Below are 6,342 nucleotides of genomic sequence, written 5' to 3'. Positions count from 1 at the left end.
GAGGGTGGCCCGCCCGATGCCTGCGGGTAGGCCGCTAGAGCCCGTCGGTGACGGCGGGCCCAGATGGATGGTCGCCCACCGGTGTCGCCGCAAGGCGCCCGGGGACAGAATCCGGCTTACAGGCCAGCTCGTCCGCCCCGCGTCCCTCGGGCGCACCCGGCCGCCGTGCCACGATCGAGACCGACTCGCCACCGGAGCGTTCCGGGGTCGCCCTCGTCACCGACGTCCGCGCGCCGCATCTGTTGGACGTGGTGGTACTCGACGACGTGGCGTCGGCTCGCGGCGAACAGGGCGTCGACCTCTGCGGCAGCCGAGGAGAACGCGCGCCCTCCTCGCGAAACGCGACGGCGTGCGACGACCAGGAGCGCGACGAAACCGGCCGCCAGGAGCGCGAGGAACCACCCGGCGAGCTGGTCGAGGAAGCTCACCGCGCCACGCTACCGCCGGGCCGACTCCGGGGGCCGGCGCGCCGGGGAAGGCGACCGGGGTCGGCGCCGACGCGTCGCTGCGGCACGCTCGACCGTGACCGGAATGCGGAAGGGGGAGGGAACGTGACCGAGCCGAACACCGACTGCGTGGAGCTCGTCGTGACCGCCGAGGACGCGGAGTGGCTGGCCGGGTGGACCCGCCGGCTCGTCGAGGACCGCCTCGTGGCGTGCGGGCACCACATCACGCCGATCCGCGTCACCTACCGCTGGGACGGGAAGATCTGGGACCACGGCTCGGCGCGGGTCGCGCTGCACACGCGCGCGTCGCTCGTGCCCGAGATCGTCGCCCGCGCCGACCGCGACCACGCCGACGAGGTGCCGTGCGTGATCGCGACGCCGCTCGTCGGCGGGCACCCCGAGTACCTGAAGTGGGTCGTGGCCGAGACGCGCGAGCCGGGCGCCTGACCCCCGCCCGTCGGGTATGACCCGCCTCACCGCCCGTCACAGCGACCGGCGGTGTGTCGTCTGGTGGGCGAAACCCGAGGGAAGGGAACCCCGATGGACCTCGCACTGTGGATCGCGGCCGGGCTGCTGGCCCTCGTCGCCCTGACCGGCGGCATCACCAAGACGTTCGTGCCGAAGGAGAAGCTCGCCGTGCACGAGGGCGCGCGGTGGACGAGGGACGCGAGCGCCGGTTTCGTGCGGACCCTCGGGGTCCTCGAGCTGCTCGCCGCGGTCGGCCTGATCCTGCCCGCCGTGCTCGGGATCGCGCCGGTCATGGTGGCGGTGACGGCCGCCTGCTGGGTGCTGCTCATGGTCGGCGCGATGGTCACCCACGGCCGCCTCGGGCAGTACCGGCTCGTGCTGCTGAACGTGGCCTACCTCGCCCTGGCGGCCTTCGTGGCGTGGGGCCGGTTCGCCGCCGTCCCGTTCACGGCGTGAGGGCGAGCCGACAGCGCAGGTGCAGGAAGGACGGCCGCCGCGTCCGGCCGCGGCTCGCGCATCGCCTCGACGACGAACCCGGCGCGCTCCAGCGCCGGCGTGTGGTGCGAGAGCGGCCGGTCGATGGCGAAGGTCATCGTGAGCCCGTTCGACTCGACGGTGCCCGCCACGCGGTGGTGGGCGAAGTGGTCCTCCGTGCGCTCGGCGGACCGGTTGAGCGGGTGCACGACCGCCGCGCAGAGGATCCCGCCGGGTTCGAGCACGCGGGCCGCTTCGGCGATCGCCGCGGCCGGGTCGTCCATGTCGTGCGGGCTCAGAACGCGACGACCAGGTCGACGGCCCCGTCCGCCAGCGGGATCGCGCCCGCGTCGGCCTCCAGCACGTGGTCGTAGCCGCCGGAGCGGCGGGCGAGCCCGGCGAGGGTCGGTGAGCTGTCGAGTCCGATCACCCGGTGCCCCGCCGCCCGCAGCAGCCTGCCGAGCCGGCCCTCGCCGCAGCCCAGGTCGAGGGTGAGCCGTCCCGGCGCGGGCAGCAGCCGCTGGTAGGCGGGCCAGTTGAGCAGCTCGAAGTGCACGTCCTGGCCGGGCGTGCGCGGGCCCACGCCGCCCACTCGCCCGCGCTGCGCTCCCACGCCTCGACGAGCCGGTCCGCCACCCGCCTCACCGCCCGGTGAACCGGGCCGGGCGCCGCTCCAGGAAGGCGGCCACGCCCTCGGCGGCGTCGGCCGACGCGCGCGCCCCTTCCCGCGCGCGGGCGGTCTCGGCCCACCCGTGCTCGTCGGCGTTCGCGTAGCCTGCCTCGACCGCGCGCAGCGTCTCCCGGACCGCGACCGGCGCCCTGGACGCGATCCGCTCCGCCAGCGCGAGGGCCTCCTCGACGGCCCGGCCGGGCTCGGTCAGGCGGTTCACCAGGCCCAGCTCGTACGCGCGCCGGGCGGGCAGCGGGTCGCCGGTGAGGAGGAGCTCGCGGGCGACGTTGAGCGGCAGCGCCCGCGGCCCGCGGAACAGGCCGCCGCACTCGGCGACCAGGCCCAGCCCGACCTCGGGGAAGGAGAACGTCGCGGTGCGCGAGGCGACGATCATCGTGGCGGACAGCGCGATCTCGAACCCGCCGCCTGCGGCGAACCCCTCGACCGCGGCGATCAGCGGCTTGCGCATCCGGCGGCCGGCGATCCCGTAGGGCCCGCCCCGCTCGGTCGGCTCGCCCGCCCACGCGCGGACGTCGGTTCCCGCGGAGAAGAAGTCCGGCCCGCCGGTCAGGACGGCGACGAGCGCGGCGTCGTCGTCCTCGACCTCGTTGAGCGCGGCGTCCAGCGCCGCGGTCATGGCGGCGTCGAACGCGTTGCGCTTCTCCGGCCGGTCGAGGGTGAGGAGGCGGACGGCGCCCCGCCGGTCCACGCGGACCGTCACGGCGCCGCCCCGGAACGGACGGAAAGCATCGCGGTGGTCCCCCGGGTGAGCGGACCCTCGACGATAGCCGTGAGCCCGGTCGCCGATCGACCGGGCTCGGGTCGTGTCGTGCCGCGGGGTCAGAGGGCGGAACGCATGCCCGCGCCGATCTCCAGCAGCCGGGCGGCGTGCTTGCGGGCGTGGTGGCCGCAGAAGTTCAGCTCGCCACCGGTCTGCAGCGTGACCTGAACGAGGGCCGCCGCGCCGCAGCGGTCGCAACGTTCGGACCGGTTGAGCGGGGCCGGGACGACCGGGCGCCGCTCGCTCGCAGGAGTCGTGGTGCTCATCTCGCTCCCCTTCCGGGTGTCACCACCAAGGGTCCGGGCGGGGAGCCGGTGCGGCTATCCCGCTGGCACTACGACCGATGGGGGCTGACCCCACTTCGCGGGCCCCCGCGACCCGAACGGGCGAACCGGGCGGCGCCGCGGAACCGGGGGAGCCGCAGCGGGCGACCTCCTCCTGCGACCGCACCGCCCGATCCACCCCGTGGAGGACGTCATGCGCCACATCGCCACCTTCTGCGGCCAGTGCAACTGCGGCTGCCCGCAGCTGCACCTCGACGACGCCGCCCCGCCGGAGCGCCGCGTCGTGATCACCGACGACTTCGGTCAGGAGATCCGGATGAGCCTCGAGCAGCTCGCCGCGCTCGTCGCAGACGTGCGGCAGGGCGTGCTCGACGACGTGCTCACCGGCGCCTGACCGCCCGCGACCTGCGGACCAGCGCCGCGAGCGCCCCGGTCACGAGCCCCCACACCGCGTTGGTGACCAGCACCGGGACGATCCCGAGCGGCGTGGCGAGCGGTCCCTGCAGCTCGCCGGTGAGGAGCGGGGACAGGATCGCCGACAGCAGGATCGACGCCGCCCCGTAGACGAGGCCCGCGCACACCAGCGTCAGCACGGGGTGCGCCACGTTCGTCCACCCGACGACGGCGATCCACACGACCGAGATCAGCAGCGTGACGGTGATGGCGACCGCGGGCGCGTCGGAGGTCCCGCCCGGGTCGGTGACGACGCGGATCAGCGGGCGGACCAGCGCCAGCGCGCCGAGGCCGAGCACGAGCGGCCAGTGCAGGTTCTTGAGCGTTTCCACGCCACCGGACGCTAGGAGCCGCGCGCGGTGTGCGAATCGGTCCGCGATCGCGACGTCGGGTCGCTTCGGGGCGACACCCGCATACGCTTCGGAGCGATGCCGGGGCCCGGGTCGGGCCCATACGCTGATCGACGTGGCCTCGGCAGACGATCGGGTTCCCCCCGCCGTGGTCGACGCGCTGCTCGGCACCGCGGTGGCGCTCGGGATCGCGCTCGTCATCGCCGCGGCGCAGGGTGGCGGGCGGCCGCCGGACCTCGGGGCGTACCTGTTCGCGGCCGGGTTCGGCGCGCTCATGCTGCTGCGCAGGCGGGCGCCCCGCGCGGTGCTCGTGCTGACCACGCTGGGGCTCTTCGCCTACTACGTCTTCGACTACCCGCCGATCGGCGTCGCCCTCCCGGTGGTCACCGCGCTGTTCTCGGCCGCGGACGCCGGGCGCACGGGGTGGGCGATCGGCACCGGGGTCGTCACGCTGGTGGTCTCGTTCTACTTCCGCGTGGCCGAGGGCGAGTCGCTCGCCGTCCTGATCGGCTACGAGGCGGTGTCGAACATCGCGCTGATCGCCGCGGCGACGGCGCTCGGCTACAGCTTCCGAAGCCGGCGCGAGATCGCGCGGCTGACCGCCGTCCAGCTGGAACGGGAGGCCGAGTGGCGGGTGCAACGCGAGCGCGAACGGATCTCGCGCGACCTGCACGATACGGTCGGCCACACGATGTCGGTGATCTCGTTGCACGCGGGCGTCGCCGCCGAGGCGGTCGAGCCCGGCAGCCCCGCCGCCGAGGCGGTCGAGCGGATCCGGGAGGCCAGCGGTCAGACGCTGCGCGACCTGCGGTCCACGGTGCGGCTGCTGCGGACGCCGGGCGCCGAGCTGGAGGTGCTCTCGCTCTCCGCCGTCGGCGACCTCGTCGACGCGATCCGCGGCGCAGGCCTCGAGGTGAGCACACGGGTCGACGTCGCACCGGGCGCGCTGTCCCCGCAGGTCGACGCCGCGGCGTACCGGATCGTGCAGGAGGCGCTCACGAACGTGGTCAAGCACGCGCACGCCCGGCGGGTGGAGGTGTCGGCCGAGCTGCGCGACGACGTGCTGCAGCTGCGCATCCGCGACGACGGCACGGGGGCCACCGGCGACGGCGACGGCCGCGGTCACGGCCTGGCCGGGATGGCCGAACGGGTCCGCCTGCTCGGCGGGACCCTGCGGACCCGGTCGCAGGACGGGTTCACCGTCGAGGCCCGCATCCCGGCGAGGCCCGCGCCGTGATCAGGGTCGTGCTGGTCGACGACCAGGAGCTCGTCCGCACCGGGCTGCGCACCCTGGCCGAGAAGGACGGCGACATCGAGGTGGTCGGCGAGGCCGCCGACGGGCGCAACGGGCTGGGCGTGGTTCGCCAGCACCGGCCGGACGTCGTCCTCATGGACATCCGGATGCCGGTCATGGACGGGATCGCGGCGACGAAGGCGATCGTGGCGGACCCCGCGCTCGCCGACGTGCGGGTCGTCGTGCTCACGACGTTCGACGAGGACGAGAACGTCATGAACGCGATCCGAGCCGGGGCCGCGGGCTACCTGCTGAAAGACGTCGCCCCGGCGGAACTGAGGGAGGGGATCAGGCGGGTCGCGGCGGGCGATGCGCTGCTGTCGCCCGCGGTCACCGGCACCGTCATGCGGGCGCTCGCCGGGCAGCTGCGCCGCACGACCCGGCCGGAGCTCGTGGCCGGGCTCACCGACCGCGAGCGGGAGGTGCTGCAGCGGGTCGCGCTCGGGGAGTCGAACGCGGAGATCGGCGGAGCGCTGTCCATCAGCCCCGCCACGGCGCGCACCTACGTCAGCAGGCTGCTGACCAAGCTGGGCGCCCGGGACCGGGCGCAGCTCGTGGTGATCGCGTACGAGTCGGGGCTGGCGGCGCCGGGCGCGTGAGTCACGCGCCCGCGACGACCCGGTGCCCGCGCCGGCCGGTGATCAGGTGGTCGAGCCCGAACCGGCCGGAGCCGAGCGCGGCCAGGACCAGGCTGAGCAGCGCGAGCGAGATGACCAGCTCGGGTCCGTTGGCGTCCATGGAGAACAGCGGGCTGGTGTGCACGAAGACCCAGGCGCCGACCATGGTCAGCGCCATCAGCACGCCGACGATCGGCACCCCGAGGCCGAGGATCATCGCGGCGCCGCCGACGTACTCGAACAGGACGACGGCCGGGCCGCTCAGGGTGGGCAGGGGCACCGCGGTCGCGGCCCACATCTCACCGATGCCGGACAGGCTTCCGCCGAGGCCGTGCATCAGCGCCGCGTGGCCGATCATGATGATGCCCAGCCCGACCCGGGCCAGGAGGAGGACGAGGTCCCGTGCGGTCCGGGAGCCGAGGGGGTTCGACGTCGTCATGGTCATCCCGCTTTCTAGCGTTCCCAACAGCTGGTGCGGGGATATGACCGTCGACCTGGCGAGAAC

12 protein-coding genes are annotated in these 6,342 nt (G+C 74.7%); 5 read left to right on the top strand and 7 right to left on the bottom strand.

Annotation, left to right across the window (positions count from 1 at the left end; all coding sequences use genetic code 11):
* Positions 1-116: 116 nt before the first annotated feature.
* On the bottom strand, positions 117-428 hold the full coding sequence (locus tag VKZ81_RS35185) for a DUF6191 domain-containing protein (protein WP_414709436.1): 312 nt from the start codon (positions 426-428) through the stop codon (positions 117-119).
* A 123-nt stretch (positions 429-551) separates the two neighbouring features.
* On the opposite strand from VKZ81_RS35185, the gene cutA reads away from it, so the two are divergent.
* Complete coding sequence (cutA, locus tag VKZ81_RS21585; protein WP_324243447.1) at positions 552-893, top strand: divalent-cation tolerance protein CutA; 342 nt, start codon at positions 552-554, stop codon at positions 891-893.
* Positions 894-986: 93 nt separating this feature from the next.
* Positions 987-1,370, top strand: a complete 384-nt coding sequence (locus VKZ81_RS21580; protein ID WP_324243446.1) for a DoxX family protein — start codon at positions 987-989, stop codon at positions 1,368-1,370.
* Here the strand turns inward: VKZ81_RS21580 and VKZ81_RS21575 are convergent.
* The 4 genes from VKZ81_RS21575 to VKZ81_RS21560 all read right to left on the bottom strand — a co-directional run bounded on the left by VKZ81_RS21575 (position 1,307) and on the right by VKZ81_RS21560 (position 3,105).
* The gene (locus VKZ81_RS21575; RefSeq protein WP_324243445.1) at positions 1,307-1,672 is read right to left on the bottom strand and encodes a hypothetical protein; all 366 of its coding nucleotides are present in this window, start codon (positions 1,670-1,672) and stop codon (positions 1,307-1,309) included. The genes VKZ81_RS21580 and VKZ81_RS21575 overlap by 64 nt on opposite strands.
* Positions 1,673-1,683: 11 nt before the next feature.
* A complete protein-coding gene (locus VKZ81_RS21570; RefSeq protein WP_324243444.1) occupies positions 1,684-2,001 on the bottom strand; it encodes a class I SAM-dependent DNA methyltransferase in 318 nt (105 codons plus the stop codon).
* Between the two features lie 28 nt (positions 2,002-2,029).
* Entirely contained in the window at positions 2,030-2,779 is a 750-nt protein-coding gene (locus tag VKZ81_RS21565; protein WP_324243443.1) for an enoyl-CoA hydratase-related protein, read from the bottom strand.
* Positions 2,780-2,898: 119 nt separating this feature from the next.
* Positions 2,899-3,105, bottom strand: a complete 207-nt coding sequence (locus VKZ81_RS21560) for a DUF7455 domain-containing protein (RefSeq protein ID WP_324243442.1) — start codon at positions 3,103-3,105, stop codon at positions 2,899-2,901.
* 211 nt (positions 3,106-3,316) lie between these two features.
* On the opposite strand from VKZ81_RS21560, the gene VKZ81_RS21555 reads away from it, so the two are divergent.
* On the top strand, positions 3,317-3,517 hold the full coding sequence (locus tag VKZ81_RS21555) for a hypothetical protein (RefSeq protein WP_324243441.1): 201 nt from the start codon (positions 3,317-3,319) through the stop codon (positions 3,515-3,517).
* Here the strand turns inward: VKZ81_RS21555 and VKZ81_RS21550 are convergent.
* Positions 3,504-3,908, bottom strand: coding sequence for a hypothetical protein (locus tag VKZ81_RS21550; protein ID WP_324243440.1), 405 nt, complete (start codon positions 3,906-3,908; stop codon positions 3,504-3,506). The genes VKZ81_RS21555 and VKZ81_RS21550 overlap by 14 nt on opposite strands.
* Before the next feature lie 133 nt (positions 3,909-4,041).
* Between VKZ81_RS21550 and VKZ81_RS21545 the strand changes: the two genes are divergently transcribed.
* Both VKZ81_RS21545 and VKZ81_RS21540 read left to right on the top strand, forming a co-directional pair.
* Positions 4,042-5,163, top strand: coding sequence for a sensor histidine kinase (locus VKZ81_RS21545; RefSeq protein WP_324243439.1), 1,122 nt, complete (start codon positions 4,042-4,044; stop codon positions 5,161-5,163).
* Positions 5,160-5,819 carry a response regulator transcription factor gene (locus VKZ81_RS21540; protein ID WP_324243438.1) on the top strand — a complete coding sequence of 220 codons (660 nt, stop codon included), beginning with the start codon at positions 5,160-5,162 and terminating at the stop codon, positions 5,817-5,819. The genes VKZ81_RS21545 and VKZ81_RS21540 overlap by 4 nt, the downstream gene beginning before the upstream one ends.
* A gap of 1 nt (position 5,820) precedes the next feature.
* Here the strand turns inward: VKZ81_RS21540 and VKZ81_RS21535 are convergent, their stop codons facing one another.
* Positions 5,821-6,282, bottom strand: a complete 462-nt coding sequence (locus VKZ81_RS21535) for a DoxX family protein (protein ID WP_324243437.1) — start codon at positions 6,280-6,282, stop codon at positions 5,821-5,823.
* Positions 6,283-6,342: the final 60 nt, after the last annotated feature.

Source organism: Pseudonocardia sp. (assembly GCF_035305885.1).
Classification (GTDB): domain Bacteria; phylum Actinomycetota; class Actinomycetes; order Mycobacteriales; family Pseudonocardiaceae; genus Pseudonocardia.
Note: the sequence above shows the minus strand (reverse complement) of the source record. Positions and strands in the feature narration are given on the sequence as shown.

Bases quoted from the DNA above. Each gene is read 5' to 3' on its own strand.
- VKZ81_RS21580 (WP_324243446.1), top strand. From the start codon at position 987: ATGGACCTCGCACTGTGGATCGCGGCCGGGCTGCTGGCCCTCGTCGCC.
- VKZ81_RS21575 (WP_324243445.1), bottom strand. From the start codon at position 1,672: ATGGACGACCCGGCCGCGGCGATCGCCGAAGCGGCCCGCGTGCTCGAA.
- VKZ81_RS21560 (WP_324243442.1), bottom strand. From the start codon at position 3,105: ATGAGCACCACGACTCCTGCGAGCGAGCGGCGCCCGGTCGTCCCGGCC.
- VKZ81_RS21555 (WP_324243441.1), top strand. From the start codon at position 3,317: ATGCGCCACATCGCCACCTTCTGCGGCCAGTGCAACTGCGGCTGCCCG.
- VKZ81_RS21535 (WP_324243437.1), bottom strand. From the start codon at position 6,282: ATGACCATGACGACGTCGAACCCCCTCGGCTCCCGGACCGCACGGGAC.